Source organism: Leucobacter chromiireducens, from assembly GCF_051993095.1.
GTDB classification, from domain to species: Bacteria; Actinomycetota; Actinomycetes; order Actinomycetales; family Microbacteriaceae; genus Leucobacter; species Leucobacter chromiireducens.
The window spans coordinates 1,027,388-1,053,794 of sequence record NZ_CP197024.1 but is presented as its reverse complement, the minus strand read 5'-3'; the positions used below and the strand labels follow the sequence as shown (position 1 = coordinate 1,053,794).

Genomic DNA, 26,407 nt, shown 5'->3' with positions numbered 1-26,407 from the left:
CGCATCAGCAGAAATCGGAGTTGCCCCATGGCACTGCACACCCCGCGGGCCGCACAGGCCCCACGCGCACTCGGCCTCGGCGGCCTCGCGATCCTCGCCACGGGCGCCGCCCTCATGCTCAGCTCGTGCGCCACCCCCGGCGCAGAGCCCGGCGCCGGCACCCCGAAGGACGGCGGCACGCTCGTCTACGCGACCGGCGACGCCGAGCCCACCTGCCTCGACCCGCACGTGGGCGGTAACTACCCGCAGGCACTCATCTCGACGCAGTACCTCGAGCCGCTCGTCGGACGTACCGCCGACGGCACGATCACCCCGTGGCTGGCCAGCGAGTGGACCACGAGCGAAGACGGGCTGACCTGGGACTTCACCCTGCGCGAGGGCGTCACCTTCACCGATGGCACTCCGCTCGACGCCGCAGCAGTCAAAGCGAACATCGAGCATCTGCAGGATCCCGAGACCCAGTCATCAACGGGCTACCTCGCAGTCGAGAAGGTGAAGAGTGTCGAAGCCGTCGATGCCACGCACGCGCGCTTCCACCTCTCGGCGCCCGACTCGGCGCTGCTCGAGTCGCTCAGCCAGCAGTGGACCGCGATCCAGTCGCCCGCCGGAATCGCCCGCGGCATGGAGGAGAACTGCAAGTCCCCGATCGGCACCGGGCCGTTTGTGGTGCAGGGCTGGGCGCCGCAGCAGTCGGTCACGCTCGTGCGCAACGAAGACTACGCCACCCCCGGCCCCGAGGCCGACCACGATGGCGCGGCGCACCTCGAGAGCATCGAGTGGCGCTTCATCCCCGACGCGGCGACCCGCTACGCCGCGCTCGCATCCGGTGAGGTGCAGGTGATCGACAACCCGCTACCCGGCGACATTATCGCGGCGAAGGACGCGGGCATCGCCCACATCGACGCGCCCCGCCCCGGCGCATCGAACCGGATCGAGCTGAATTCGGCGCAGACGCCCTTCGACGATATCCGCGTGCGCGAGGCGTTCATCCGCGCCGCCGACCCGAACCCCGGCATCGAGTCGCTGACGCGCGGCACCGCCGAGCGCTCGTACTCACCCCTCGCGAGCACGGAGCCGGCGGGCGCGAGCGATCCCGATCTGTTCACCACCGACGCGGCGCAGGCCGCGAAGCTGCTCGACGAGGCAGGCTGGACGCAGACCGACGCGGACGGCGTTCGCGTAAAGGATGGCAAGCGTCTCACCGTTCGCTTCCCCGTGAGCACGAACCAGTCGACCGCGGCCGAGCAGTCGCTGTTCGAGCAGATTCAGGCGAACACCGGCAAGATCGGCTTCGACGTGCAGCTCGAGCCCGTCGACCTCAGCACCTGGTACGGTGCGCTGGGTGCGAACGAGTACGAAGCGGTGAGCGCCCCCTACACGAAGGTGGGGCCCGACGTGCTGCGGATCCTCTTCCACTCGGACGGCATCGTGCCCGCCCCGTCCGGCTACTTCGCGAACCACGCGCAGCTGGCTGACGCGAAGCTCGACGCGATCCTCGACGAGGCCTCGGACACGCTCAATGCCGAGGCGCGGGAGAAGCTCTACGCCGACGCGCAGCAGCGCATCCTCGCGAGCTACACCGTGCTGCCGCTCTATGATCAGCAGAACCACTTCCTCACGAAGGGTGTGACGGGCGTGACCACGCTCGGCACCGTGGCAACACCCACCTTCGTGAACGCGCAGCTCACGGAGTAAACATGATCGATGGGGGCACGCGGCCCACACGGGCCGTCGGGCCCGCACCCACCGCGCGGGCGGCACGAGTCGCCCTCGCGGTGCTGCGACGCCTCGGCTCCGCAATCCTCGTAGTGCTCGTCACCGCGACGATCGTGTTCGTCGCCGTGCGCGCCACCGGGGATCCGCTCGAGGCGATTCTTGGCGGCCCCGGATCCCAAGCGAGCGCCGATGCGGTGGCACGCGCCCGCTCCGACTATGGCCTCGACCAGCCCCTCATCGTGCAATACCTGTCGCAGCTGTGGCGCACCGTCACGCTGCAGTTCGGCGACTCCTACGCACGGAAGCAGCCCGTCAGCGAGCTCCTCGCCGCGAACGTCCCCCCGACCGTGCTGCTCGCCTCCCTCGCACTCATCCTCGCGTGGCTGCTCGCACTCGGGGGTGCGCTCCTCGCAGCGACACAGCGGGGGCGGATCGGGCGAGCCGTGCGCGCCGTGCTCTCGGGCATCGAGACGATCGTCTCGGTGACCCCGCACTTCTTCCTCGGGGCCGTGCTCATCCTCGTGTTCGCGAGTGGGCTCGGCCTCTTCCCGGCAACGAGCACGGGCGCCTCCCCCGCAGGTCTCGTGCTGCCCGTTGTGACGCTCGCTGTCCCCATTGCCGGCTACCTCGCGCACGTGATGCACGGCTCACTCGAGGAGGCCGACCTCGCCCCCTTCGCCACCACGGCGCGCGCTCGCGGCGCCTCCGAGACGCGCGTGCTCCTCAGCCACACGCTGCGGCACGCCGCACTCCCCGCGCTCGCTCTGTCGGGCTGGGCCTACGGCTCGCTGTTGAGCGGCGCCGTGGTGGTCGAGGCGCTGTTCGCGCGACCCGGCCTCGGCCGCATGCTACTCGAGGCGACCATGGTGCGCGATGTCCCCGTGGTGATCGGCGGAGTGACCGTCATCGCGCTGCTCTACGTCGCCGTGATGCTCGTCACCGAGCTCCTCGAACCGCTCGTTGATCCGCGGCTGCGTGCCGTCCGCGACCCCGGCACCGCCGCAGGCGAGAGCACCGCACGCATCCACTCCGCAGGAACGCACCCCGCAGGCACGGAGGGAACCGCATGAGCCCGCCGCGCCTGCGCCTGCCCGAGTACGCCAGCCTGCTCCTGCTCGCCCTCGCTCTGATCGCCGTCGTCGCCCCGGGGCTGATCGCACCCGGCGACCCCCTCGCAATCAACCCGGCCGAGGCGTTCCAAGCGCCGTCGCTCGCGCACCCGCTCGGCACCGACGAGTCGGGTCGCGATGTGGCCACGCGCGTGGTGCACGGCGCCGGCGCCTCCGTCGGCATCGGGCTCGCCGCCACCGGCATTGGCATCGGCGCGGGCGCGCTGCTCGGCTTCCTCGCGGGGCTCGGCCCGCGTGTGGTCGACTCGGCGCTTGGCCGGCTCTTCGAGGTGCTGTTCGCGCTCCCCACTCTCGTGATGGCGCTGCTCTTCATCGCGGTGCTCGGCAGCGGCCCCACCGCAGCGATCCTCGCGATTGGGATCGCCACCGTGCCCGGCTACGCCCGCATGCTCCGAGCGCGCGTGCGCGGGGTGGCGCAGAGCGGCTACGTCGAGTGGGCCAGGCTCGACGGGGTTTCGCCCGCACGTCTCCTCGTGCGGCACATCGCACCAAACACCCTGTGGCCGCTCGTGTCTGCGGCCACACTCGGCGTGGGTCAGGCGATCGTGTGGGTGTCTGCGCTCGGCTTCCTCGGACTCGGCACCGAGCCGCCAGCCCCCGAGTGGGGCGCCATGCTCAACGCGGGCCGCGTGTACCTCACCTCCGCCTGGTGGATGACCGTAGGGCCGGGCCTCGCGATCGTGTGCACGGCGGCCGCGCTCACCGTGCTGGGGCGCCGCCTCGCGCGTGGAACGGAGCTCGCATGACGATCCCCCTGCTCGACACCACTGGACTCAGCGTGACCGCGCCCGGCGGCGCACGCGTGCTCACCGAACTCGAGCTCACCGTCGCGCCGGGCGAGTGCCTCGCCGTCGTCGGCTCATCCGGCGCGGGAAAGTCCGTGCTCGCACGCACGCTGCTCGGCCTGACGCAGGCGAGCCCGCGCTGGCGTGTGGAGGCGACCACACTGAGCGTCGCCGGGCGCGACATGCGGCGCGCCACCCAGCGCCAGTGGCGCGGCATCCGCGGCGCCACCGTCGGCCTCGTGCTGCAGGACGCATTGCAGTCGCTCGATCCGCTGCGCACGATCGGCGCCGAAGTCGGCGAGGCGCTCGCACTCCGCGGGGTACGCGGGGCCGAGCGCCGCGCCGCAGTGATCGCTGCACTGCAGGCCGCCGGCCTGCCAGACGCCGAGGCACGGCTCGCGCAGCGCCCCGGAGAGCTCTCGGGCGGTATGCGGCAGCGTGCGCTGATCGCCGCTGCCCTGGCCGCTCAGCCGCCGCTCCTCATCGCCGACGAGCCCACCACCGCGCTCGACTCAGCGACCGCGGCGCGCGTGCTCGATCATCTCAGCGGCATCCGGGATGCCGGCACGGGCGTGCTGCTGATCAGCCACGATCTCGGCGCAGTCGCTCGCGTGGCAGACCGCGTGGCGGTGCTCGAGGCCGGGCGCATCGTGGAGTGCGCGCCCAGCGCAGAGTTCCTCGCACGGCCAAGCACCCCGGCGGGGCGGGCGCTCGTCGCAGCAATTCCGCGCGGGGCGAAGCCGGGCCCGCCACCACGGCCGGGCCGCGAACTCATCGCACTGACCGAAGCGAGCCGGCTCTTCCCGGCGCCCGCGGGCGGCACGACCGGGCTGCGCAGTGTCTCGCTCACCCTGCGCGCCGGCGAAGCACTCGGGGTGGTCGGCGAGTCTGGAGCGGGAAAGACGACCCTCGCGCGCGTGCTCGCTGGGGCCGATCGGCCAGACTCTGGCACACTCGCGCAGGCAGATCCTCCGCCCCGAGCGCGGCTCATCCCGCAGGATCCGCTCGCCACATTCGATCCGCGGTGGCGCGTGGAACGCATCATCGCCGCGTCGATCCGGCCTGACCAGACCTCATCTGGCGCGCAGCGCACCCCCGCCGAGCTGCTGCGTACGGTGGGCCTTGATCCCGAGCTGCTGCGACGCCGCCCCGTGTCGCTCTCCGGGGGCCAGCGACAGCGGGTGGCAATTGCGCGCGCGCTCGCCGCGCGGCCCGATGTGCTCGTGTGCGATGAGCCCGTCTCCGCGCTCGACATGGCCACACAGGCGGGCATCCTCGCGCTCCTTCGGAAGTTGCAAGAGCGCGAGCACGTGGCGCTCGTCTTCGTGTCTCACGATCTCGCCGCCGTGCGCGCGGTGGCCGACCGCACACTCATCATGCGCGACGGCAGCGTTATCGAGGAGGGGCCGACCGAGCAGGTGTTCCGGTCCCCGCAACACGAGTTCACGCGCGAGCTGCTCGCCGCGACTGGCGTGAGCGGCTCCGTTTAGCGCTCCCCGCGGGCGAGCTTCGACGGCCACCAGATCGCGCGGCCGATGTCGTAGCTGAGCGCCGGGACGAGCAGCGAGCGCACGATGAAGGTGTCGAGCAGCACACCGAAGGCAACAATGAATGCGATCTGCACGAGGAACAGGATTGGGATCACGGAGAGCGCGGCGAACGTCGCCGCGAGTACGAGCCCAGCCGAGGTGATGACCCCGCCCGTGATCGACAGCCCGCGCAGCACGCCCTGGCGGGTGCCGTGCGCGAGCGACTCCTCGCGCACGCGCGTCATGAGGAAGATGTTGTAGTCGATGCCGAGCGCCACGAGGAACACGAAGCTGTAGAGCGGCACCGCGGGGTCGGCTCCCGGGAACTTGAAGACGTGGGTGAAGAGCCAGCCCGCCACCCCGAGCGCGGTGCCGAAGGAGAGCACGGTCGTCGCGACGAGCAGCAGCGGGGCGACGAGCGAGCGCAGCAGGAGCATCAGAATCAGCGTGATGACGAGCAGCACGATCGGAATGATGAGCGTGCGGTCGTGGATCGACGCATCGTTCGTGTCGATCGCGGTGGCCGTGACGCCGCCGACCAGCGCCGCCGGTACTGAGTCGGCAAGCGCCGCGCGAAGATCGCGCACCGTCTCCCCTGCCGCGTCCGAGTCTGCTGCGTCCGAGAGCGTGGCCTGCAGCAACACGTCGCCGTCAGCAACGGTGGGCTGCGGCGCTGCGGCGCCCGGCATTCCGGGCGGTCCGGCCTGCCCGATCCCGTCTGCGGTGACCGGCAGGGTGCCGCTCAGCGAGTCCTGCGCGGTGACGCTCACGCTCTCGATGCCGGACTGGGCGAGGAGCGTGTCCGCCGTCGCCTGCAGCTCGCTCTCCGGCGTGATCACCATGACCGGGCTGCCCGAGCCACCCGGGAAGTGTTCGCCAAGCGCCTGCTGGCCATCGCGAGCCTCGGACGCACCCAGCACGAGGTCCGATTGGGGCACGCCGCTCGCGTCGAGCTGCGACGCACCGACCACGCCGACCGCAAGTACGAGTGCCGTAACGATCCAGATGGGGCGGTGGCGGCGCTTGATCCAGCCGGCGAGCTTCGCCCACACCCCGCCGTGGATGCCGTGCTCGGCAGCGACCACCTCGGGCTCGTACTTCGGCCGCTTCGGCCAGAAGGCGGCCCGCCCGAACGCGAAGAGGATTGCGGGCAGGAGGGTCAGCGCAGCGAGCATCGCGAACACGATGCCGATCGCCGCGATCGGCCCAAGCGAGCTGTTCGACTTCAGGTCGGACAACAGCAGGCAGAGCAGACCGGCGATCACCGTGCCCCCCGAGGCGAGGATAGGCTCGAGCGAGCCCTTCAGTGCGCGGAACGTCGCGGTGCCACGATCCTGCACGAGGCGCAGCTCCTCCCGGTATCGAGACACGTAGAGCAGCGAGTAGTCGGTTGCCGCACCGATGACCAAGATGAAGAGGATGCCCTGCGTCTGGCCCGAGAGCATGAGCAGCCCCCACTTAGCGAGCCACCAGTTGAGCAGCAGCGCGGCCGTGAGCGCGATGACGCTCGTGCCAAGTACGGCGACGGGCAGCAGCAGCGAGCGGTACACGATGATGAGGATCACGAACACTGCGGCGAGCGCGACGCCAAGCAGAATCCCGTCGATGCCCGAGAAGCCGTTCACGAGGTCGGCGGTGAACCCTGCGGGGCCCGTCAGGAAGACCTCGACGCCAGCGGGAGCCACGGCCCGAAGCTCGTCTCCCACCGCATTCACGGTGTCGCGGAGCCCCTCGCCGCTGTCGATGGGCACGAAGAGCTGTGCCGCACGCCCGTCTTCGGAGGGGATAAGCGGGGAGAGTCCCTCACCCACTCCGGGCACCCGGTCCGTCAGCTCGGCTGCGGCCTCATTCAGCGCGCTGAGCTGTTCGGGCGTGAACGCGTCCTGCTGCGTCAGCACGACGACGGCGGGAATGTCGTCGCCGTCGCGGAAGTCGCCGAGGCGCTGCTGCACCTGCGTGGCCTCCGCGGAGGTCGGCAGGTAGGTGGTTTGGTCGTTCGACGACACCTCGCTCACCTTGCCAAAGTACGGGCCGCCCACGCCCGCGGCGGCGACCCAAATGAGAATCAGCGCGGCCGGCACGAGCACGCGCGCCCAGGTAGGCCAGCGTTTCGCCGACGACTCCCGCTCAGCGCGCTGTGTCGTACGTTCCCGGTTCGCGGACATCTCCCACCCCACTTAGCTAGCCAAGGTTAATAATCATCCTCGGCGCAATTTATCTGTGGGGCTAACATAGCATCATGTCTGCGACCGAGCCACTCCCCCGCACTCCCGGGATGTACGACGTGGCCGGAAACGATCCGGAGAGCCGACTCGTCGATCGGCGAGGCATGTCGGGCGAAGACCTCACCGAGATTGGCGCACTCATGGCGGCCCTCGGCGCACTACGCGAGGCCGAAGACCGCCTCTCCGAAGCCTCGCTCAAGTACATGCAGCTCGGCCGTACCGACATGCGCGCGCTGCACTTCCTCATCGTCACGGAGAATCAGGGTGGCATCGCGACCCCGGGGTCAATCGCCGCACACCTCGGGATCACCACGCCGTCCACAACGAAGCTCCTCGACCGCTTGGAGCGTGACGGCCACATTTCGCGTGCGATTCACCCGCAGGATCGCCGCGCCTTTGCGATCAGTATCACCCGCGAGACGCGCGAGGCGGCGATCCGCACGGTGGGCGCGCAGCACGCGAAGCGGTTCCACGCGGCTGCGCGTCTCACGAGCGAGGAGCGGGCCGCGGTCACCCGGTTCCTCACCGACATGACCCGCGAGATTGACATCGCAGACCTCGACTGGGCGAACGAGGAACCGGGCGCCACGGACTAGTTTGCGTCGCCGCGTACCTGCGCCACGTGCGCGTGCACAGCCTCGAGCCACCGCAGCAGGAAGCCGCGGGTCGACTCGTCGGTCACCTCACCCTCGTCGGTGATCATTCCGTCGCGCATGGTGATGTACGCCTCCGGCTGCGCCATCTCCGGCGAGTTCAGAAACGACAGGATGGAGCGCAGATGCTGCTGGGCGACGGCCGTGCCAATGCGGCCACCCGAAGCACCGATCACCGCCGACGGGATGCCGGTGAAGCTGTTCTGCCCGCCCGGCCGACTCGCGGTGTCGAGCGCGTTCTTCAGCACCCCCGGCACCGATCGGTTGTACTCGGGCGTCACGATGACCACGGCCTCCGCGGCCTCGATGGCGCGCTTGAACTCCGCGGCCGCCGCAGGAATGTCCGCGTCGTGATCCGCGGAGTAGAACGGCAGGCCGGAGATCGGGATCTCCGAGAACTCGAGGCCCGCTTCCGGCGCCAGGCGGGTGAGCGCGAGTGAGAGCTTGCGATTGATCGAGGTCGAGGAAATACTGCCGACGAGAAAGCCGACGCGGTAGGTGGTCATCGAGCGGGTCCTTTCGCGATCCTGCGTGCCATCGGGCGGAACACTCAGCCCCAGGCCTGTGAGCCGAGCGTAACCCGTCGGGCACGGCGGCGCATCGCTTTTCTCGATCGGAACCCGGGGTGACCCGCCGCCCACTAGGCTCGATGACTATGGCTATTGGCGCGACGATCCACAACTTCGACATCCAGCTGGCGGACGTGGACCGCGGGGTCTACGAGGACCTCCAGCTCCGGGCCGCGCGCCACCCCTCGGAGACCGCGGCATACCTCGCCACCCGCGTGCTCGCCTACTGCCTCGAGTACGAGGAGGGCATCACGTTCGCTGCGGGTGGGGTCTCAGACGCCGATGAGCCCGCCGTGCTGGTGCGCGATCTCACCGGCCAGATCACCGCCTGGATTGAGATCGGCGCCCCCGACGCGCAGCGCCTCCACCACGGCAGCAAGCTCGCCGACCGAGCGGCCGTCTACACGCACCGCGACCCCGCCCGCCTCATGCCGAACTGGCAGGGGAAGACGATTCACGCAGCAGCCGAGATCCCGATCCGCTCGTTCGATCCTGGCTTCATCGACTCCATCGTGCCGCTGCTCGAGCGCCGCAATACGATGACGGTCTCGGTGACCGAGGGCCAGCTGTATCTCGAGGTGAACGGAACCGCGCTCAGCTCCGAGATCCACGAGCACCGGATCGCGTAACCGATCCGGCACCCGCGGCCCCCAGAGCCGAGCGTGGCACGATGCTAAATGATGGAGCGCCCCTCGCGCTTCGCCTCGCGCCATTCCTTCACAAAGGCGCGCACGATCACCGTCAGCGTGCCCGCCACGAGCACCGGCCAGATCAGCACGTACAGGGTCAGCAATACAGTGTTCCAGGTCATGCGTGTGTCCTTTCTGCCATGGTCGGGGCTCCCGGCGCGGTGAGCTCGCTGCTCGTGGCGGCGCCCGCGGCCTCTTCTTCGTTCGGGATCGGATCGAAGTCACCCGTGCGCTCACGGATCAGCGCGAAGTCGAACGGCGCCTTCCGTGAGGCGAGCGTCAGCGCGACACACACGATCGTGCTCACGGCGTACGCCACGAGGGATCCCGAAAGCACCGGGTACAGGTGCAGGAATCCGATCGCGAACGGCGCTGCCGCGAGCGTCGACAGCACGCCCACCACGAGCGCGACGCGGCGCCCAAAGAAGCCGAACGCCATGAGGCCGAGCACCACGCCGATGCCGATGGTGGCGAGCACGTCGCTCAGGATCCCCACGCCCCCGCTCAGCTCAACCCATTCGAAGCGCACCGGAAGGAATGCCGCAAGTGCCGCGACCACCGCGACGCTGAATGCGGCGTTCGTGACGCGATCCCAATAGAAGCTCGCGATCACGGGGAACACCAGCGCGCCCCAGAGCGCGCCGACGAACACGAGCAGATCGAGAATGTTGAGCTGCGATCCCGCGAAGAAGATTCCCGCGGTCACCGCGACGATCATGGTGATGCGCCCGATGAGCACCATCGTGCGCGGGTTCGCGCGCCCCTTCCCCGCCACGTTCTGACCGTAGATGTCGGCCATCACGATCGACGCGAGCGCGGTCAGATCTGCGTCCGCGGTCGATGAGAGCGAGCCGATGATCATGATGAAGAACAGCGCGAGCAGCGCCGGCGGCAGGTACGTGGCCGCCAGCTGCGGGATGAGGTTGTTCACGTCGCCGCCCGCGGGCTCGATGCCCGCGTAGAGCGCGATCACGCCGAGCATGCCGATGCCGATGATCGTGGCGCCGTAGCCGACCGTCGCGGTGACGAAGGTCTTCTTGATGAGGTCCTCGCGCACCGCGAAGAGGCGCTGCGCGATCGTCTGGTTGCCGATCGCGTATGCGAGCACTGCGGCGATGTAGGGCGCGCCCTGGTTGAAGAACGCGTCCGATGAGAAGAAGTTCGCCTGCTGAGGCGTGAGGCGATGCGCTCCCGTCTCGAACAGCTCGGGGCCGCCCGCGGCGAAGAACACGACGGGGATGATGATCACCACAGCGCCCAACATGAAGAGCACCTGCATGAAGTCGGTAAGCACCGAGGCGCGGAACCCGGCCCACAGCGTGTAGAGCAGCACACCAGCGCCGATCGCAATGATGCCCTGCGTAAAGGTGAAGGGCGACAGCATGTCGATGAGCGCACCACCGGCGATGAGGTTCGATGTGAGGCTGATCACACTGCCCAGCACGTTCGAGCCCGCGAGCATCAGCTGGCTTGAGCGGCCGTGTCGCGCAAACATCACCTCCGCGATGGTGTGCGCACGGGGCGCAACCTGCCGAATCCGCCGCCCGAAGGGGTAGATCAGCAGAATCATCAGCGCGCCCCAGAGTCCGTAGTGAATCGGACCCGAGAGGCCATACTGGAAGCCGGAGGTGGCCGAGGCGTACATCGATGCAGCCCAGATCCAGGTTGCGGTCATCGAGGCGGCGGAAATGCCGAAGCCGATGCGGCCTCCGCCGGTCATGTAGCCGTCGGCGTTCTCACGCTTCCGGCTGATGCGCAGCGAGATGATGAGGCTCGCGCCGAAGAAGAGAATAAAGAGCCCGAGAACAACCGGGCCCGAGAGCTGTTGCAGCTCTGTCATTGCGTGTTCCTTTCAAGATACGGATGGTCGGCGTCAGTGCCGGAAACCGAATGGTGAAAAGAAAGAACGCTAAGTGGGAATGAGGTCCGACGGCGTGAATCGCCGCGTGACATCGATCAGGCGCTCGCGGAGCGGCGCGGGGTTGGCAAGAGGTCTTGTGTGAGAGTGGACGTGTACCGGCGGATGGATAGGGCTCCCCTTTCGACGGAGTTCTGGGCAAAGTCGCCCACACCATACCTATCGGTTTCTGCGACGAAGGGCCAATCGGGGCGGAGAGGAGCGCCTCATTCGTGCGCGGGTAGAGGGCGCCAGCCATGCCAGAATCGATGCATGAGCCGAAGCACCCGCGACACCGTGACCGCATTCCTGGAGACCGTTCGCAGCGGACGCGAACCGCACCGTGCGGCGGAGTTCATGGCCCCCAGCGTGCGCGCCCACCAGGTCCGAGCCGCCGCGCGCGAGACGATCGATCGCTCCCCCGCGAACTACGAGGAGCACGTCGAGGAGATGCTCGAGATGTTCGGCCCGTTCGAGTTCGCGATCGACGAGCTTTTGGTCGATGGGGATCGCGCGTACGCCCGGTGGATTCAGCATGGCGCGCACGTGGGCGAGATCGACGGCCACGCCCCGACCGGCACAACGATCGAGGCCGTCGGCAGCGCGGTGTATCGCGTTGCCGACGGCCTGATCGTCGAGTACTGGATTCAGCAGGATGCTGCGGGACTCGCCGCGCAGCTCGCCGCTGCTGAACGCTAGATCTTCGGGTCTTCCCCGGTGATCTTCATGCGCAGCGCCGAGGCACGCATGATGTCGCCCTCCAGGAAGCGGACGAGCGTCTCATCACCCGCGGCCTGTGCTTCCTCGATCCGAGCGAACGAGTTCTGCACCTCGGCGTCAAGGCCTTCGGTCACGAGAACTTGAACAGACTCGGGGAGACGGAGGAAGCTTTGGGAAGTCATACCATCGAAGATACCCGGTTCACACCCCTCACCGGGAGTTCTCAGGCTCGGTGACTTCACTCCGGGCGTGTCGTTGCCCCGCAGGCCAGCTTCGCCACACCGACCGCGCTCTCGAGCCTTCTGGGCACCGCCGCGTGGATGTGCGCAGCCAATAAGGTTGAGATCTCGCGCCTCCGGGAGTCAGGCGGGATCTCAGTTTTGCGCCGCGCCGAGCCGATCCGGGAAGCCAATGCGCGGTTCACACGCCTCCACCAGATATCCGTCGTCGTCTCATCCGGCTGGCCAGGAGAGCCGCCCCTCCTCCGAGCATGACCGCACACGCACCAGCAACCAGCCCAAAACCGCTCTGCCCTGTTTGAGCAAGCTTTGATTCTGTCGGCGTGTGCTGAGTCGGGCGTTCACTGCTTGGCTTCCGAGGCGGGGCTGGAGCCGACGGCTGTGTCTGGTTTGTCGCGCCTAGCGACAGAGCTTTCGAATTGGATGGGTGATGGTTGGAATCCCCAGAAAACCTTGCGGTTATCCCAACGTCTTCCGTGGGAGCAGCAAGTATTCCCGAGTAGGTTCCAGCCGTGTCGAGCGACAAGACTGCAAGCGTCGTCCCATTACTGTCCGCAATTTCGACGCTCCCTTCGGGGGCCGTACCGTGTATTCCAGAGACGGCGCCTTCGACACGAACCTTGGATGAACTCGAGCTCTGTTTGGGTGCCGTGCCCAAGAGGAGCGTCGTACTGGTTTCTGCTTGAAGCACTGAAACGGTGCCCTGTGCCTCGGCGCGCACCGTGACTCCTCCATCCTCCGAATAGCTGGCAGTAAAGACATGGTCGCCCACCGGGAGCAGTGAATCGAGCTCAAATTCGGCCGTCTCGCTGACCACTGGCACACTCCCCCATTCCGCGCCTGCGCTTGCAAAGGCGATACTTCCTGCTGCGCTCTGTCCAGTGACAGAGGCGGAGAGTGCGTACACTGCGCCGTAGGCACCCTGCGCGTCGGTCGTTGTCACGGCGGGAACAACATTTGCCGCCCGCTGGGGGCCGAACATATAGACGGATCCTGCCTTTCCTCGAGCAAACGGTGCACCAACAGCAACGGCATCCGGAGTCGCGCGGATCGCTGAGTCGTAGTGGGTGTAGCCGAACTGATCGCGATCCGTCGCGTCTGACGCACGGAGGGTCTGCACAGGCTCCGGTGCGATCGTAGCCTCGGTGGTCGCAGTGAAGACGCCCGTCGAGTAGACGTGCACCTCACCCTGGGCGGCAGGCCGCACCTCAGCGTTGGCGAGAATGGTCTCGCCAGAAACAGCGATCGACGACCCGAAGTTTTCACTGTGCTGCGGGGGTAACAGCTTGGCACCCTGCTGGGTGAGCGACAGATCGAGTTGATACAGGGCACCCTGGGTTGTGGTGCCAGACTGAATCGAGGAGCGATTGCAGCCGTGTTCGGGGTCAGCCTGGGGGCCGGTGAAATTTGCTTCGACCGGGGAGCCCACAAAGAGAGACTCCCCCTGGAACGCGAGCGCGAACCCGAACGCGGGGCCGCCCCCGCCACTCGGCAGGCACACCGTCGCGTCGTCGACGGGCTGCGTGGCGAACCCGGGTTCCGTGCCCACGGGAGCAGAGACATCCCACAGGTACACCCCTCCGACGCGCCTCAGTGCATCGTCGGTATTCTGCACTGCACTGACCGCGATATGGTCTCCTGAAATAGCAACCGTCTGACCGGTGATGCTCCCCGGACGGATTTCCGTGGGGAGGAGCTCCCGAGTGGACCCGTTGCGGCTGTCAATGACGTACGCGAGGCCAGTGTTGGCGTGACCGTCCACTGTGGCGTTTGACGCTCCGACGACAATGAGGTCGCCGCTTGCGGCCAAGGCTTCTCCAAACGACTCGGCGATCCGCGTGACACGTGAGGTATCGGCCGGAGCCGTGTACCGAGAGCTTTCCGTCCAGTCGTTCAGGCTATTGCGTGTGAACTGCACCACGACACCGGCCCCGGCAACCGAGAGCTTGGTCGCGTCCTCGTTGAGTGCAACGCGTTTGCCGAACGCAGCCGGAGGATTCGCGACAGTCACCCGGCTGGTATCCCACTGTGTCAGCGTGTCGTCGGTGGCGACGGAGACTGCGACAGAGGCGCCCCAGACGTCGGTGTAGGCGATGTACTTTCCGCTCATCGCCGTGGAATATCCGGCGCGTGACCCGTCGGATGGGCTCAGCTGGTGCAGTTCGGTGAGCTCTGCAGGGGTAGCTTGGGCGGCGCCCGCGGCGGCAAACACGGCCGCGAACGCGACTGTTCCTGCGATGACTCCCGCGCTGGCTTTGCTCAATAGTTTTCTCATGGCGTGTGCTCTTTTCGGTTCGGTGCGGATCACTCCGTGGGGCTGCAGGCTGGTTACAGCCGCTTGATCTTGAGAATTGAGGGAACCGAGTTATTACATGGAACAATCGGCTTCCCTCCGCAATAGAGGGCGCCGAGCAGCACGTCTCCCGTCAGTTCGTTGACCTCCATCCCTGACACGGCTCGCACGTTCTCCACGGCATTCTTCTGAATCACCGTATTGAGCGCTGCACTGCCCCGTTCGATGTCGTAGGTCACAAGTTCGGCACCGCCCGCGGGCACAGGGTTGAGCGGGTCGGCAGTCTCAACGGTCAAGGTGGAAAGGATGAACTCACCGTTCGTCTCGTCGAGGATGGACTCCTCGACGGGAAACGCTGGAGGCGGCAACGCGATTGCTGGGGCGCCGGCGTCAAAGGGAACCTCGAAAACGCGCCCCTCGGCGCGGTACTGGTTATCTCGAATGACCGTGATGTTCCCAGCGACGTACATGGTTCCCTGGCGTCGGTCGAGGTGCAGCCGCCAGGTGGAGTCATGGTCGGCTCGTTCGCCCGCTGGAAGCTCGAGCTTCTTCATCCAAAGGCGCCGGGGCAACTCGTGAAGGCCTATGCCTTCGTTCCATTCAGTCACGTCGTAGGCAGTGACATACATCTCATCCCCTGCACGCGACAGCACGTAGAGGTGTACCCAATAGTTCGGCCCAAATGCGGCAGCCATGCCCAGGTCAAGTGGATTGAGCGTGGGAGAATCCACCTCGCCCGACACCGTGCCGAGCGTCATCCCACCCTGAGATTTACGAATGTTCTCGTTACTGTTCCACCCGAGCCCAACGGGAGGTCGGGCTGAGTGGATCAGGGCATCCTTATACGGATTCCCGCCCCAGCGAACCAGCGGGTTAGAACTCCCGCCGGTAATCCATTGGCCCGACATCCGCGAGTCGGGGTTTCGCTCACTCTGGCATTCGACTAGTGGCTCTGGCGCCGGAACAAGCTCGCTCATATTCGCGAGTTTTGCGTCATAGTGGAGCCGGAACTCGGAGCTTTGGTCCCAGCGTCGCAGCGCTGATTGCCCGTACATGAGCCACTCAGAGTCTCCCGGCACGATTTCCGGGGCTCGATATACGCCGTAGCGGTTGGTGCTGATCGGGCCAACACACCCGTCTCCAACCTCGATCCGTTTCTTCTCCTTCAGAGAGACTGGATCAATCGACACAAGGAATTTATCACTCATGCTGACATAGAGGCGCTGCTCGCCGTACGCCATTGCGAACTGCCCGCCAAGACGCTCAGCGCGTTCGTATTCGACAATCGTTTCGGGGATCTTGACTCCGATCGCGTCGCTGCGCACAAAAGCCTGGTCCTGGAAAGCACTCACAGTCGAGGGGACCAGCGCGAGCGCGAGGAGGCCAGCGACCCCCGCGAAACGCCACGAACGTCGAGACTCATGCCGGCGGCGAAAGGAGACGGGGCGAGGCGAACGCTGAGAGATGATCATGATCCTGGTGTCCTGTTATCTGAGTACGTTGCTTGGCTGGAATTCTTCTGCGGAGGGGCCTCCGGCGCGTGCCGCCGATGGGTCGCGTCGTCCGCTCCGTGGTCGCCCCCGGCCGGATCTGACTGTTCCGAGGCTCGCCGAGCTCGCGTTGAGCCAGCTCGGGGCGTGGTCGGGAGGAAGAACATGAACGCGAGAAGAGCCGCACACACGAGGAGGATCGAAAGACCGAACGGAGTCTGCAGGAAGAGTGAAACGTTCCCGAGGAAGGGGACGTGGAAGAGATATCGACTCGCTGCTTCGACGGCATAGGGGTCGGAGTCAGGGAGGGCGTTTGCGTCTCCCTTCAGCACGAGCCGGCGTCCGTTCTCGCCGAGAGTGTCCTGCGGCCTGTTTTCGTCTGCAGCATCGTCGGATCGCTCCTCGGGGAGAAGCACTTCAACAACTCGGTGAGTCACGAGTCCGTCGATGTCGTTGCCGGAGCTCCGCCGTTCGACGGTCACAATGTCTCCAGGGCGAATCTCCGGTGCGGGCACGTTTTTCGCGAACACTATTGAACCCGTTGGAATCCCGGGTGCCATGGAGCCTGAGATGACATTCAGCGCGCTCACCCCGAAGACCAGGCTCGCGGCGACCGCCAGCGCACACACCGCACCGACGACGGCCCCGGCGGTGAGCAGCGCAGAACGCAAAGGGCGTATCACCTGTGACAGCACCCTCATCGTGCGCTGCTCGCATCAAGTTGGAGCGCAAGGTTCGCCGTTCCACCGTTGAGTGCAGCCGCTGCTGCAGAGTCAGGGAACTCGATCTTGAGGACGATCGTCTGCGCGCTGCTATCTGGCCCCGGCGTGTAGCCGTCCCCCTCGTTCTGCGGGGCGCTGCCCCGAGGCGCGAGGTTCCCGAGCGTTGAGTGTGCCTCAGCGAGGGGCTTATCTTCGAATAGGATCGTCTCCGTGCCGCCCTGCGAAGTGATCGCGGTAAACCGGAGCGCAGGTACCAGACTGGTCGCGCTGCTATCCGTCGTATCGATGATGCGCATCGTCGCGGCAGCTGATGTTCGCTCGGAGTTGTTGAACACAATGAGATCTCCGGTACTCACTTGCCCTCCCGGGACGAGATTGCGGGGATTGTCGATGGGGATACCGACGCCAGCCGGGGTGTCTGCCTGGCGCACTGTTCCGGCGTCCGGCGAGTTGGGGGGCATCACGACCGCAATATCAAACGGCGCGACACTGACCCCGGTGCCGCTATCAGCAAGGTTGATGAGTGCACTGTCGCGGAATGCAGCGCTCGTAAGCAGCGTTGCCGCACCGAACACGACAACGGCCGTCACTCCGGCGAGAGCGATTACAAGCGCTGGTTTGCCGGGACGCTGGGGTTTCCGAGCAAGGCGTGCGAGGCGAGCAAAGGCTCTGGCGCAGACCTGCACGGCGCGGGAAAGAAGTATGTGTCTCATCTGCGTGTGCTTTCAGGGGTTCGACGGGTCAACAAGAGGACGCCACCCGCGGCGAGGGCGAGGGCGAGCGCTACGGCTGCGGGATCGCGCGTCGCGCCTGTTTCTGCCAGTCGCGGAGTCTCTGAGGTGGCCTCGAAACTGATGCGCAGGTTTCCGCTGAGGTCCTGGTAGTCGTTGCCTGCCGACTGCTCGAGAGCGAGTGCACCTCGGAGAACGCGGCTTTCGCCGGGGGTGAGAGGCGCGAGTTTCACGGTGGGGCTGGAGGCGCCGTTGAGATTCCGCAGCGCAGCGCTCAGGACGCGCTCTTGCCCGTCTGACAGCGTGAGCGAGAGGTCTTCACCGGTCGTAACGAGTGCCGATTCATCGCTGGAGATTCGAAACGAGAGCGGTAAGAGAGTATCGGTGCGATTCACCACGGTGAACTCTGCGTGAGTTTCGTGCCCAGGCCCTGGGACGGGCATGGAGCTTGGTCCGGTGACTGAGATGAGCGCAGTCGGTGGCAATTCGTCCTGCTCAGGGACAGTGGTGTCGCGGGTGCCCACCGCAGACATGACAGGCCCGTGTGGGACCGCCTCAGCGGGTGCTGAAGCGAGAGGGAACGCAACGACGACCAGGCAGATCAGGGCGGCTAAGCGTGTCATGGTGCACTCGATTCCGCGTTGAACTGAATTGTGACCCCACTCGTTTCGGTTGCAAACGCGTCCAGGTCGGGTTCGAGCGCGAAGGAAGCGTCGAGCGAAGCGCTGATGGTAATCGTGTGTTGAATCCCGGGAAGGAGACCATCGATCTTCATCGAGTCAAGGGCGTTCAGTTCGGGTACCGTGAGGTCTGTCGCGAAAGGAGGCCCGTTGTCGTATGCAACAGTAAACCGTAGGTACTTGAACAGGGCGACGCATTGATCGCTACAACCGCTCTGGGGTGGAGCCAGTGCCGGTACGGCGAAACCTGCCGGCGCGTCTGGCGCGATCCGGAAGTTCGTGGAGAGCACCACTTCAGTGTTAATGCCGACAGTGACCGGGCTTTCTGCACCTGTGAAAGGCAATTCGACGGCAGAACTCTCGTCTGCAGCGTCCTGCCATTCCCCGTTCCCGTCTTGCACTTGGATGGAGAATCTGGTCGGGTTGCCAACTCCGTCTTCGCCACCCAAGTTGAGTGTCGCCCGGTCTGTGAGGGCAGCCGAAGTTGCGCCGATCGCAGCGATGACGAGCAGTGCAGTGCCCGAGAGCGCTGCTCGTATGCGATACCCGCGGGGGTGCGTGTGACTCATCGATTCTCTCCGGTGAAACTGAAATGGACGGTGACAGGATTCTCCGAGGGAAGCGGTGCAGGGGCCGGACGGAGTTCGATGGTCACGTCAAGCACCTCGTGGCGCCCCGGAGCGAGGTCCGCTGCCCACGGAATTCCGCGGAGCCGGGAGAGGGGTATCTCGCGCACGAGCGTGGCGTGCTGAGAGCGAATGGTGACGTACAGGTGGTCGAGCACCTCGGGAGTCGCGGTGGCTGTCACTGCGAGAGCGACAGTTCCCACAAGCCGCTCGCTCTGGTTCTTCACAGCGACGCGAATCGATTCGGGCTCGTTGACCGCAAACACCATCGGTTCTCCGCCAGTATCGACTGCCGCAGCGGGCGCGGCGGTTGAGCTGTCGGCCCACTCGGCGCCTGTCGGTTGCCAGGAGTCTTGTGTGGAACCGGCTACAGCGAGCGTGAACGTATTGTTGCTGCCATCAATAAACACCTCCGCGGTTCCTCTGCTGGTGAACGCCGCCGCGGAGGCGAGCGCGAGACAGCCGAGGAGCACTCCGGACGCGATAAGCGCTTTCACACGCTCAGATCGTTGCAGGGTGAGGATTGTCATGTGCTTCCTGGGTGCAGGACTTCATCGTGGTCGCTGGGCCCGTCCCATACGGTTCGTGCCCAGCGACCCCTAGCGATGTCAGTCGGTGAGAACTACCGAGTTACTTCGACTGAGCTTCGACAATGAACTTCGGGAAAGCTTCCTGTCCCTGAATTTCATTTCCGGCGGTCGAGACGATGCCAACGGTCACCTTCGCCGTTGCTTCCTCTTCCGCCTCAAGATCGTTCAGGAAGGTCTGAGCGGCCGCGAGTGAGCTCGGCGTCACCTCGTCGGCGAGCTTGGTCCAGCTGGCTGCGCCATCCTTCTTCACCTCGACGGTGATGCGCAGTGCGTTCCAGAGCTCAGGCTCGTTCGTCTTTCCGGCCACAGTCCCAATCTTGAACTTGAGATCGCCGGCCAGATTGTCGCTGTTGTTGCGCAGCGGAATCTCCACCGTGCTGGACTCGCCCGGCGTCAGCGTGTCACCGTCAGGAAGCACCCAGTCGACCGCCGTGCCATCCGTGTTGGCGCGTACCCAGGTGCCGTCTGCGACGCCGGAGGCGTCCTGGTTCTGGGTCTGCAGCACGAAGTTGTTGCCGCCACCGATTCCAGAACCATCCGCGGAGCCAAACAGGTTGATGTTCGCTGAATCTGCGAAGAAGGCGGCTGTCGACAATGCGACGACGGCGAGCAACGCTCCGCCGGAGATCAGCAGCCGCTTGCGCCCGCTCGTCTGAGTTGAACTGGCCATAGTGATGTCGTTCCTATTCTCTAGTCTTCACTTCGGTTCACGCGGTCGAACCGCGCTCACCTCGAAGAGGCACAGATCGAGGATGTGTGACACGTGTTCCGAAGAAAAATCTTCCGCCCAGCGTGCTGTTCACGTCACTCAGCTCGATTCGAGGCACTTCCGTGCCGTGCCGCCCCTTGCGGAAGATGCGTATCCATTGAGTTTTCAACGGGAAGAGACCCGATTCCTCTCTGCAGAAGAGTTCGGCCCCACAGACAGCCACCAAGCCCCATGAGAATCAGGGCTGCGGCGAGCGCGGCAAGTGCCCCACCTCCCACGCGACCAGTGATGGCCAGCAAGAAGGCGTCAAGCGGGTGCATACCACGCGCTTCGGTGTCTGCGCTGGAGCGGGCTGACGGTTGTCCTGAGGTAGCGGTGGCGGTCTCAAAATCAAAGACGAGATCTGTGGCAGGCACTGGATCCCTATCGGTACCGTCACGCCACAGCGTGGCGCGCAGCGTCAGAGCTTCTCCGGGGCTCAGGGCTTCAAGGAACTCCCCATTCCCGCGCAACGCTGCAAGCGGCACACCGTTCAGGATTGTCCGAGTCGGCGAGGCCACGGTGAGCCGGAGCGAATCGCCAAAGGGCTCGTCATGACTCACGACCCTCAGTTGGACTGGAATAGTGCTGAGTAAAGACTCGTTCCGCACACGAAGTTGCCAGTGCACCTCGTCGCCCGGCGCCGGCATAGGAATGCGGGTCGTTTCTGGGGAAATGGAGAGCCACAACTGTTCCGAACCGCTTGTCTTTGGGTGTGCCCAAGACTCATCGGCAGCAGTGGACCCGGATGGACCTGGTGCGTGCGGTTGAGGTGGCCCGAGCAGCTGTCCAAGTCCAAGGAGAATCATCAAGGTGAACCCGAGTGCCACGATCGCACGCGAAATGATGAGCAGTTCTGCCGCTCGCGCCGGGACCGGGTTCCCGCGGGTGAGCTGCTGAAGCGTAACCAGGCCGATGGGGCCCCACACCATCGCCCGGGCACGGTATCCGGTTTGAACCTCATCTCGGAGCTCAACCAATACCTCACTGCATGACACGCAGCCGGTCAGGTGAATCGCTAGTCGGCGTGGTGGGGACTTGACGCCATGAGCAACAAACCGTGCGAGGGCGCGAACGAAGGGTTCGCACCCGGTGCCAACGGATGACGCCGCGTAGAGCGCGAGATACTCGGTACGGAGGGCACGACGTGCGCGCGAGAGCCGGGCGCGAACATTCACCGTGGTGATCCCAAGCTCCCCAGCCACTTCCTCAGTTGTTCGATCTTCAAGAAGCCTCAGAGCAAGAATGCGTCGGTCTTCTTGAGAGACCCGCTGCAGGGCACCCCCCAGGAGCGTGTGCTCAAGCTCAGTGACAAGTGTGTCGTGGAAGGGGCGGGCGGGGGCGACGCGGTCCTGTTCAACCGAGTCGTGCTCGGGAGTCCCTCGTCTCAGTCGTGCGAACGAGTTGCGAGCAATAGTGACCAGATACGCCTCGTGGTTCCGGACCCCGTCCGGGTTCCGAGCCAGGAAAGCGAGGTACGACTCGAACGTGATGGAAACGACTTCATCGGCTTCGGTATCTGTGGCACCCAAGGAGAACGCGAACCTGCGCAGCTTCGGAGAAAGTTCTTGGAACACCTGCGAGATCCACGCCGAGTGCGCAGACTTGGATCCGTTGCTCAGCGGAAGCATGTCCTTCCCTGCGCCCTCATTGCTCATAAGCTCCTCAATTCTGCTGGTCAACCCCTTGTCTAGAGCCGCTCAGCTCCTACCTTCCGAACGGCTGCGCATCGATTGATGGGTGCGGCATCATCTGATCCCTCAAGCTACGGACTTCGCTATCAGAGTGAGCCTTGATCGGATATCTACGGTCCTCCATCTTCCACAACGAGTGAGAGCTCGGGCGGAACAGGCAGCCGTTCTGAGTGCACTTCTGAAGCGAATAGGTGTTTTCTGTGCAGAGACTCACTCTGATGACACCGCAATTCCGGACAAACGTTGCGATATGTGCTCAGGGCAAGAAGGGGGTAGCGCTTGCACGCCTTCGGGGCGCGTTCAGGGGGCCGCCGCCACGCCGACCTCGCACGGAATCCGACCCAGGAAGAATCTGCCGCAAGCGATGGTTGCGCGGCAGTGCTCGCGATCGTTTTCACCCGTAGAGTCGGAGAATGAAACTTTGGAGAGGCCTGAGCACCCTTTTCGCCGCGGCGGTGTGCTGTGGGACGATCAGCGGCTGCGTGCCAGCTGCGCAGGTATGCATCTCTTGGGCAAGCTACGCATCAGTCGAGACAGCGATCGCTGATGCCGATCTGGTGGTCGGCGGCACAGTGAGGCCTACCGACGAGACGGCTCCAATACTCGGCGAAAACGTGGCAGTGTACGAAATCGATGTGCGTAAGGTCTTCACAGGGGACGTCATAGCCGGTGACTCACTTCGCTTCGCCTCTACACCGAGCACCTGCTCGGGGAACGAGGGCTCCGCGGAGAGCGATCCGCTCAATGTGCCAGGAGAGGTCGTTGTGTTTCTCGCCAGGGACGAGTCGGACATCTGGCGCACCCTTTCGCCGTTCGCAGGCGTGATGCCCGGAGCTGAGATGCCCGAGCTCACGGACTAGACCTCCTCGGGAACCGCTCTCCGTTCGTTCACGCTCCGAATGACCCAGTACACCGTCGCGAGCGCAAGAATCGCGACCGGTGGAGCCACAAAGGCACCAACAGCGGGGCCGGCTGGAGCATGGCCCACCGCAAAAGGGACATGTCCCACGATTCGTGGAGCAGCAATGGCCAGATCAGCAAGCCGGTACCCCGACGCAGAATATAGAACGCAGTGCCGAAAGCGAACGCCCTCACCGCTTGCATGAGCGAAGACCGCACAGGAGAACCGAACACCACGTTGGCAATATGCATCAGACCAAACAGTGCGCCCGAGAAACACTATGCCTATCACTCGTGAAGCTGGCCCAGGAACGCAGCCAGCCACAAGCCGCGCGCCATGAGCCCCTCACTAAAACCAACCAGCAGCCCAAGTGCAAACAACGAGACGACGAACGATGCGTCGAATGTGACCATTCAGCACCGATGAGATTGAGAACCGCCACTCGGCACATGATCATCGGCACAAAAATTGTCCTGGTGTGGTGAAAACGCTGGCCCTCAGAAAGCGCACGCCGCCACCATGCCAACACTGTCTTCATCGCTGTGCGCTAAGCCGTTCTGACGGCGAGGTCCGTTGCAGCTCCACGCCAGGTAGATTGTGCCGTCGTGCCTATTTCTGGGTAGGGCACACCACTCAACAAGGAAACTGTGACGATAACGATGACGTAAGCCACGCAGATCAGAAGCCCGATCCACGCACCGGGGAAACGCGCATGGCACGCCTCTCAATCATTGCTTTCAGATACACACAGAACACCGACCCCGCCTGCATACTCAAACCACTTCTCGAATCATGAGCGATGTATTCTGGCTGCTCGCGCGGCAACGGAGGTCCGCTCTCGGCACACGCAGATGAGCACAGAATGGCAGCGTGAGTGCCGGGCCCACCCGGATCTCCTGTATCTGCCTTTCGCGGACGGATGCTGACAGGCGGAGCCCCTGCGCTTCCTTGCCAACAAAAAACCCCCGGAACTTCCGCATGTTTCTGCGGTAGTTCCGGGGGTTGCTGTCGGGATGACAGGATTTGAACCTGCGACCCCGTCTTGGATTAGCCGCCTTTCAGGCGTTTGCAGGGCTTTGCCTGAAGTTGCAGATAGTGTACCTGATCAGCGATTTTCGGATCTTCGATTTGCTGGGCTTTGCCGCCATTTGCCGGGGGCTGCCTGTGTCATCGTGACTGAGACGTGACTGGATTCTGCGAGCAGACAGGGCTTTCGAAAGCGAGTGGAGCCAGTGACTCGTAACCCTGCCGCAGTGACGAGATCTCGATTCGCCCGCACGCATCCCAGAAAGACCTTCTCCCTTACTGTGTCCTAGTCAAAGTCTCCGAGCAGCTTATCCACTACCTCATCCGGGTCTTCAGCCGAGGAGTCTGCCAGGCGAAACAGCTCTGCAAGCGCTTGATTCACTTTGTAAGCAGAGGGGTCGCCGACCTCGGTCGACGATTTAACCATCTCGGTATGAGGTCGCGCCCCCTCACTTTTACGGTACACGTAAAGCTCGTAGGGCGCGCCAGTGATGCTACCGGATGAGATTTCGTATGTAGCGCTGTTCGCCTGTGCTCGAAGAACGTTTCGCCCCATCACGCTGCTCAGAAGTGACCGGCTGAGGCCAGCCATTCCATAGCCCCCCGAGGCGTTCCGGCGCTCCCATACCAGTTGGCCATTCTTGGTCGCTTTAATGAGCCCCTGCATCAGGCGCTCCCACGATTCGTTGTCAAGCATTCTTGCCTTCCTTGTCCGCGGGCACTTTGCCGGGGTCATTCCGAATCGAAACGGCGATGCCCTTTACGTCCATGACCAGCACTTGGAGTTCATCCACAGAAGCCCGAACCAATTCCTCCAGTTGAGTGTCTGGCGATCCGTATAAGCGCGACCTGGCTTCAAGCGCGTTTCTGGCTTCGCCATTGATACGCTCAATCAAATCACTGAAGCCCGAAGAGCTTGCCTCCAGAAGCGCGGCGGCCTCCGCTGCACGGTACGCGAACCGTTGCAGCTGACTCGAAAGTTCCTGCCTATCCCCAACGCGGACAGCATCATCGATGCTGGCCATAAGCTCTTCGAACCCCGGAAGCACCGAAAGAAGCTGGTTCTTGATCAGCGTGGTCCTTGTGCGTTCCAACTCCTTGCGAGCAGCAACCAAAGCGCCCTTACTACGCATAAGCTGAAATATGGTGAACCCGATCCCTAGCCCGCCCAGCAGGAATGCTGACCAGTCCAAGAGGCTCGGGGTCGCCGAGAAGTCCACCCACTCGCCGATACTCCACAACACATATTGATGCTATCAATTTGGACCAGCCGGCGATTCAGCAGTTAAAGCCGACCCGCGGCGCGGCATGCGCCGGACGGAGCCTGTAGCCGTCTGGAATCTGGCCGACGCAAAGCCACTGGATTGCGATGTCCAGCATCTCAACGGTCGAAAGGACCTCCTCTGGATAGCAGTAAGGAATGATTCGAGCGGCGTCACCGGTGAAGCGATGCATCGGGCCACGCTGCTCCCTTTCGCGAGCCACAACATAGAGATCCTCGAAAGTGTGCAATTCAAGCATGGCATTGTCGCGGCTGGCGTCGCCAAGGACCTGCGCAACGAACCGCGGGGTCTCCGGGTTTCCTTCCTCCTCCCCGCTATCGATATTGACCCACGTCCATGAATCCAGCCCCACGCTCGCCAGCAGCCCACGTGCCATCGTGATCGACGGGCACGGCTCGCGGACACCGGGGCGTCCGCAGTACGTCCAGCACCACGGCAGCGCCGGTTGAGGCTGCGTCAGAAGCTGTGGCGTCGGCAGCAGGTCGGCGCGCTGATCGAGCGTCGGGAGGTCTAAAGCAGTAGCCATGGTGACGGGAATGCGCGGTCTTCCCGATTGACTTCCTGCGGCCGCCAGTCGGTGCCGGTGATCTGCTGCAGGTAGTCAAATGCGGCGTCCCGATATTCTGTCGGGCACGCAGCGGAGAGATAGTGGACCTCGGTGCCCGGCGGTAATGCGCTTTGCTCCACGCACGCGGCAATCGCCTCGAGCGCACCCCATTTTCCCCCGGTGAGTCCGGTGTCCAAAAGCGGCCCAGCCCAATCCCGGTCCGCTTCCTCGGTGATCTCAAATGTCTTCCTCTCGGGCACGGTACCCGAGAGGAAGATGGCAGCATGGCTCAGTTCGTGTACAGATAGCGAGAGGAGCTGCCGCCTGCTCTCGTAGCGCACGCCGTGGACGTATTCCCGGTCGAGCTGAACAACGTCGGGGCGATCCACAGCCACGAAGCCGGCGAGGTGCTGGTGCGAACCGCTCGGGAGCTCCCGCCCCGCCGACAGATCGGTGATTTCTAGCATCGCCTTATCTCCGAAAGGCAGAGAAGGCCACAGTTCGACCAGCCAGGCCTCGGGATCCCATTCAGCGGGCTCAGCCTGGACTACCGGTGCCGCTTCGTCGACCAGCTCTGTCTGCGCTGGCGCACCAACGCCGAGAGCAATCGCCGCAAGCGCAGCCGCCGCCAGCGCCGCACGCACAACCCGGCGCATCACCGCTCGCCTCCGAGCCGCCGCACGGTCGCACTATGCTCGCGAACCAGCGCGCCAACCGTTCGCTCCGCCGTCGAAAGCGCGTCAACCAGTGCCGAGTAACCCGCCGCGAGTGCGGGATTACCGGCGTCGGATGCGGCCGCCGCGCAGAGCGCTGCCTCAGTACCGCGACGCCCAAGCTCCTCCCGGAGGTCAGTTGTGGCTCGCAACGCGGCCTGCGCGAGGTCGAGCTGCGAATCGTCAAATCCTGACATGTCTCTCTCCTTAT

The 26,407-nt window shown here is 64.8% G+C and carries 28 protein-coding genes; 8 read left to right on the top strand and 20 right to left on the bottom strand.

Features of this window, described 5'->3' with window-relative positions:
* The first annotated feature begins 27 nt into the window (after window positions 1–27).
* Genes ACR81A_RS04700 through ACR81A_RS04685 form a run of 4 tightly spaced genes read left to right on the top strand, consistent with a single transcriptional unit; the run spans window position 28 to window position 5,121 of the window.
* Window positions 28–1,695, top strand: a complete 1,668-nt coding sequence (locus tag ACR81A_RS04700; protein WP_440312824.1) for an ABC transporter substrate-binding protein — start codon at window positions 28–30, stop codon at window positions 1,693–1,695.
* A 2-nt stretch (window positions 1,696–1,697) separates the two neighbouring features.
* Window positions 1,698–2,786, top strand: a complete 1,089-nt coding sequence (locus tag ACR81A_RS04695) for an ABC transporter permease (RefSeq protein ID WP_440312823.1) — start codon at window positions 1,698–1,700, stop codon at window positions 2,784–2,786.
* Complete coding sequence (locus ACR81A_RS04690; protein WP_440312822.1) at window positions 2,783–3,592, top strand: ABC transporter permease; 810 nt, start codon at window positions 2,783–2,785, stop codon at window positions 3,590–3,592. Before ACR81A_RS04695 ends, ACR81A_RS04690 begins: the two co-directional genes overlap by 4 nt.
* On the top strand, window positions 3,589–5,121 hold the full coding sequence (locus ACR81A_RS04685; RefSeq protein ID WP_440312821.1) for an ATP-binding cassette domain-containing protein: 1,533 nt from the start codon (window positions 3,589–3,591) through the stop codon (window positions 5,119–5,121). Before ACR81A_RS04690 ends, ACR81A_RS04685 begins: the two co-directional genes overlap by 4 nt.
* Here the strand turns inward: ACR81A_RS04685 and ACR81A_RS04680 are convergent.
* Window positions 5,118–7,325, bottom strand: a complete 2,208-nt coding sequence (locus tag ACR81A_RS04680; RefSeq protein WP_440312820.1) for an MMPL family transporter — start codon at window positions 7,323–7,325, stop codon at window positions 5,118–5,120. The genes ACR81A_RS04685 and ACR81A_RS04680 overlap by 4 nt on opposite strands.
* A gap of 74 nt (window positions 7,326–7,399) precedes the next feature.
* On the opposite strand from ACR81A_RS04680, the gene ACR81A_RS04675 reads away from it, so the two are divergent.
* Window positions 7,400–7,981, top strand: coding sequence for a MarR family winged helix-turn-helix transcriptional regulator (locus ACR81A_RS04675; protein WP_440312819.1), 582 nt, complete (start codon window positions 7,400–7,402; stop codon window positions 7,979–7,981).
* Here the strand turns inward: ACR81A_RS04675 and ACR81A_RS04670 are convergent.
* Window positions 7,978–8,544 carry an NADPH-dependent FMN reductase gene (locus ACR81A_RS04670; RefSeq protein WP_440312818.1) on the bottom strand — a complete coding sequence of 189 codons (567 nt, stop codon included), beginning with the start codon at window positions 8,542–8,544 and terminating at the stop codon, window positions 7,978–7,980. The genes ACR81A_RS04675 and ACR81A_RS04670 overlap by 4 nt on opposite strands.
* 149 nt (window positions 8,545–8,693) lie before the next feature.
* On the opposite strand from ACR81A_RS04670, the gene ACR81A_RS04665 reads away from it, so the two are divergent.
* Window positions 8,694–9,236, top strand: coding sequence for a YaeQ family protein (locus ACR81A_RS04665; protein WP_440313127.1), 543 nt, complete (start codon window positions 8,694–8,696; stop codon window positions 9,234–9,236).
* Window positions 9,237–9,280: 44 nt separating this feature from the next.
* On the opposite strand, the gene ACR81A_RS04660 is transcribed toward ACR81A_RS04665, so the two are convergent.
* Window positions 9,281–9,418, bottom strand: a complete 138-nt coding sequence (locus tag ACR81A_RS04660; RefSeq protein ID WP_202381734.1) for a putative transporter small subunit — start codon at window positions 9,416–9,418, stop codon at window positions 9,281–9,283.
* Window positions 9,415–11,136 carry a sodium:solute symporter family protein gene (locus ACR81A_RS04655; RefSeq protein ID WP_440312817.1) on the bottom strand — a complete coding sequence of 574 codons (1,722 nt, stop codon included), beginning with the start codon at window positions 11,134–11,136 and terminating at the stop codon, window positions 9,415–9,417. Before ACR81A_RS04655 ends, ACR81A_RS04660 begins: the two co-directional genes overlap by 4 nt.
* 330 nt (window positions 11,137–11,466) lie before the next feature.
* On the opposite strand from ACR81A_RS04655, the gene ACR81A_RS04650 reads away from it, so the two are divergent.
* Entirely contained in the window at window positions 11,467–11,892 is a 426-nt protein-coding gene (locus ACR81A_RS04650) for an ester cyclase (protein ID WP_440312816.1), read from the top strand.
* Here the strand turns inward: ACR81A_RS04650 and ACR81A_RS04645 are convergent.
* From ACR81A_RS04645 to ACR81A_RS04600, 10 genes are all read right to left on the bottom strand, one after another.
* Entirely contained in the window at window positions 11,889–12,095 is a 207-nt protein-coding gene (locus ACR81A_RS04645; RefSeq protein WP_440312815.1) for a hypothetical protein, read from the bottom strand. The genes ACR81A_RS04650 and ACR81A_RS04645 overlap by 4 nt on opposite strands.
* A gap of 238 nt (window positions 12,096–12,333) precedes the next feature.
* The gene (locus tag ACR81A_RS04640; protein WP_440312814.1) at window positions 12,334–14,415 is read right to left on the bottom strand and encodes a hypothetical protein; all 2,082 of its coding nucleotides are present in this window, start codon (window positions 14,413–14,415) and stop codon (window positions 12,334–12,336) included.
* Between the two features lie 65 nt (window positions 14,416–14,480).
* Entirely contained in the window at window positions 14,481–15,917 is a 1,437-nt protein-coding gene (locus ACR81A_RS04635) for a hypothetical protein (RefSeq protein WP_440312813.1), read from the bottom strand.
* A complete protein-coding gene (locus ACR81A_RS04630) occupies window positions 15,914–16,606 on the bottom strand; it encodes a signal peptidase I (RefSeq protein WP_440312812.1) in 693 nt (230 codons plus the stop codon). The genes ACR81A_RS04635 and ACR81A_RS04630 overlap by 4 nt, the downstream gene beginning before the upstream one ends.
* A gap of 26 nt (window positions 16,607–16,632) precedes the next feature.
* Complete coding sequence (locus ACR81A_RS04625) at window positions 16,633–17,247, bottom strand: hypothetical protein (protein WP_440312811.1); 615 nt, start codon at window positions 17,245–17,247, stop codon at window positions 16,633–16,635.
* A gap of 119 nt (window positions 17,248–17,366) precedes the next feature.
* On the bottom strand, window positions 17,367–17,783 hold the full coding sequence (locus tag ACR81A_RS04620; protein WP_440312810.1) for an LPXTG cell wall anchor domain-containing protein: 417 nt from the start codon (window positions 17,781–17,783) through the stop codon (window positions 17,367–17,369).
* 224 nt (window positions 17,784–18,007) lie between these two features.
* The gene (locus ACR81A_RS04615; protein WP_440312809.1) at window positions 18,008–18,358 is read right to left on the bottom strand and encodes a hypothetical protein; all 351 of its coding nucleotides are present in this window, start codon (window positions 18,356–18,358) and stop codon (window positions 18,008–18,010) included.
* A gap of 275 nt (window positions 18,359–18,633) precedes the next feature.
* Window positions 18,634–19,224 carry a hypothetical protein gene (locus tag ACR81A_RS04610; RefSeq protein ID WP_440312808.1) on the bottom strand — a complete coding sequence of 197 codons (591 nt, stop codon included), beginning with the start codon at window positions 19,222–19,224 and terminating at the stop codon, window positions 18,634–18,636.
* Between the two features lie 100 nt (window positions 19,225–19,324).
* Window positions 19,325–19,954, bottom strand: coding sequence for a hypothetical protein (locus tag ACR81A_RS04605; RefSeq protein WP_440312807.1), 630 nt, complete (start codon window positions 19,952–19,954; stop codon window positions 19,325–19,327).
* A gap of 134 nt (window positions 19,955–20,088) precedes the next feature.
* Window positions 20,089–21,690 carry a sigma-70 family RNA polymerase sigma factor gene (locus ACR81A_RS04600; protein WP_440312806.1) on the bottom strand — a complete coding sequence of 534 codons (1,602 nt, stop codon included), beginning with the start codon at window positions 21,688–21,690 and terminating at the stop codon, window positions 20,089–20,091.
* 449 nt (window positions 21,691–22,139) lie between these two features.
* Here ACR81A_RS04600 and ACR81A_RS04595 point away from each other — a divergent pair, with 449 nt between their 5' ends.
* Window positions 22,140–22,586: a hypothetical protein gene (locus tag ACR81A_RS04595; RefSeq protein ID WP_440312805.1), complete on the top strand. Its 447-nt coding sequence runs from the start codon at window positions 22,140–22,142 to the stop codon at window positions 22,584–22,586.
* Between the two features lie 28 nt (window positions 22,587–22,614).
* On the opposite strand, the gene ACR81A_RS04590 is transcribed toward ACR81A_RS04595, so the two are convergent.
* From ACR81A_RS04590 to ACR81A_RS04565, 6 genes are all read right to left on the bottom strand, one after another.
* Entirely contained in the window at window positions 22,615–22,878 is a 264-nt protein-coding gene (locus ACR81A_RS04590) for a hypothetical protein (RefSeq protein WP_440312804.1), read from the bottom strand.
* Window positions 22,879–23,939: 1,061 nt separating this feature from the next.
* Window positions 23,940–24,350, bottom strand: a complete 411-nt coding sequence (locus ACR81A_RS04585) for a hypothetical protein (RefSeq protein ID WP_396464420.1) — start codon at window positions 24,348–24,350, stop codon at window positions 23,940–23,942.
* Window positions 24,343–24,897, bottom strand: a complete 555-nt coding sequence (locus ACR81A_RS04580) for a hypothetical protein (RefSeq protein ID WP_396464419.1) — start codon at window positions 24,895–24,897, stop codon at window positions 24,343–24,345. Before ACR81A_RS04580 ends, ACR81A_RS04585 begins: the two co-directional genes overlap by 8 nt.
* Window positions 24,898–24,931: 34 nt before the next feature.
* Window positions 24,932–25,462: a hypothetical protein gene (locus ACR81A_RS04575; RefSeq protein ID WP_440312803.1), complete on the bottom strand. Its 531-nt coding sequence runs from the start codon at window positions 25,460–25,462 to the stop codon at window positions 24,932–24,934.
* Entirely contained in the window at window positions 25,447–26,139 is a 693-nt protein-coding gene (locus tag ACR81A_RS04570) for a hypothetical protein (protein WP_440312802.1), read from the bottom strand. Before ACR81A_RS04570 ends, ACR81A_RS04575 begins: the two co-directional genes overlap by 16 nt.
* Window positions 26,139–26,393, bottom strand: coding sequence for a hypothetical protein (locus tag ACR81A_RS04565; protein ID WP_440312801.1), 255 nt, complete (start codon window positions 26,391–26,393; stop codon window positions 26,139–26,141). Before ACR81A_RS04565 ends, ACR81A_RS04570 begins: the two co-directional genes overlap by 1 nt.
* Window positions 26,394–26,407: the final 14 nt, after the last annotated feature.